Origin of the sequence: Elstera litoralis (assembly GCF_000963705.1) — a bacterium.
Taxonomy (GTDB): Bacteria; Pseudomonadota; Alphaproteobacteria; order Elsterales; family Elsteraceae; genus Elstera; species Elstera litoralis.
Genome location: NZ_LAJY01000459.1, coordinates 1 through 1602, shown reverse-complemented (window position 1 = coordinate 1602; position 1602 = coordinate 1). Strand labels below are relative to the sequence as shown.

The following is a 1602-nucleotide window of genomic DNA, read 5'->3' as shown; positions in this document are numbered from 1 at the left end:
CGCGCGCCACCAGGGCCGCACCCGCGCTTGATCGCCCGCGCCTTCCGCCCGCGCGCCGATCATCGCCACGCAGTCGCGCGCGCTGGCAAAATCGCCGGTCGCCAGCAGCGAGAGCAGATGATGGAGGGCGGCAAACATATAGGTTCCATCGGACTTGCGGTGCCGCGCCCGGTCCGCCAACTCCTCCCAGCGCGTGCCGACCGGAATCCCCTGTTCGGTCAAGCGCCACAGCAAGGACGCGGCATTGGTGATGTCGCGGAAATCATCGGTCGGTTGCGCGCGGATTTCCGTATCATAAAGGTGCAAAGCCGCGTCGGCGTCCCCCTGTTCTAGATGGAACAGGCCCTGATGCCAGGCGAGATGATAGGCGAAATTGTTGCAGCCGGTCCAGGAAGCGCGCTGTTGATTAATCCAAGCAATCCCATCGGCGGGCTGATGGCGCATTTCATACACATGGGCGACGGCGTGAATACCCCAGGCGTCTTTCGGTTCGGCCAGCGCGGCCGCCCGGCCGATGCGCTCGGCCTCCTCATAGCGCCCGGCTTCTTCCAACGCGAAAGCGTGGCAGCCGAGGAAATAGCCGTAGCCGTCCAGCGCCGGATCATAGGCCGGGGCGAGGGCTTCCGTGCGCGCCAACATCCCCGCCAAATCCCCGACCATAAAGCGCAGCGCCTGACTAAGTTTTAACGGCAGAAAGACTGTGGGGCGCGCGGTGGTGATCGCCTCCAGCACATCCGCCGCCGCGTGGAATTTGCCCTCAATGGCGCGGCGCAAGGCGAAGACCAGCAAGGTTTCGTCCTCCGAGCCGCCGCCCTTGGCCTGAAGCGCTTGTTCTGCCGACAGGAGCGCCGCCTCCGCCCCGAACTGCAGTTCCGCGCGGGCAAGGATGAGTTGGGCAAAGCCCTTCAGACAGTGCCCTGCCACCAACTGCGGATCGGCAACCAGCGCCTCAGCCAAAGCCACCCCGGCACCGGGGCGATGGGCGGCCACTTCCTCAGTCGCACGCTCGAAGGCCGCAACCGCGTCGGGGTGCTCGGTGGTATGGGCCAGGCGAAAAATATCTTGGATCATCACACGCTCCTGCGGTGTGCCGGTCGTCGGCGCGGTCTGACCCTGATTCGCCAGGACTTGCGGAAAGGTTACACAGGAACTGTGGGGCAATTGCGGCGGGCCATAAATTCGCCCGGCTCTGCCCGTTCAAGGGGATGTTCTGGACCCGCACACGCCGGAAGTGCGATGGTTGCACAACTTTTTAGGGGCTGCCGGATGCTGCGCTTTCTGCTTCTTGCGGGTATTTTGATCCTGGGCGCTTGCGAGCCTGAGCCTGAGCCTGCACAAGCGCTTACAGCGTGCGAGGAGCATTACTACGCGCGCTTCCGCGCACCGCGAATAGATACGACTATGACAACAAACCCCAGCGAGTTCGATGTTGCGCCCTCTGAAGCTCGCTTGCATTTTTATCTTGAAGGCTGGGAGACGGCAGTCAAACGCACCGTTGTCGGTGTCGGCACTCAATTAACATTTTGGGAATACAATTGGTCAGAAACCGATGACTATTGCCTATATCATAGAGTATTTTCAAAATTAAAAATAGGAAAAATT

General features: G+C 61.4%; 2 protein-coding genes. One reads left to right on the top strand and one right to left on the bottom strand.

The genetic code is table 11. The features are described from left to right. A partial coding sequence (locus tag VZ95_RS15735) for a hypothetical protein (protein ID WP_052711839.1) occupies nt 1-1071 on the bottom strand: 1071 nt, incomplete at its 3' end. Between the two features lie 195 nt (nt 1072-1266). Between VZ95_RS15735 and VZ95_RS24325 the strand changes: the two genes are divergently transcribed. Beyond that, on the top strand, nt 1267-1602 hold a 336-nt coding region (locus VZ95_RS24325; protein WP_156995345.1), incomplete at its 3' end, for a hypothetical protein.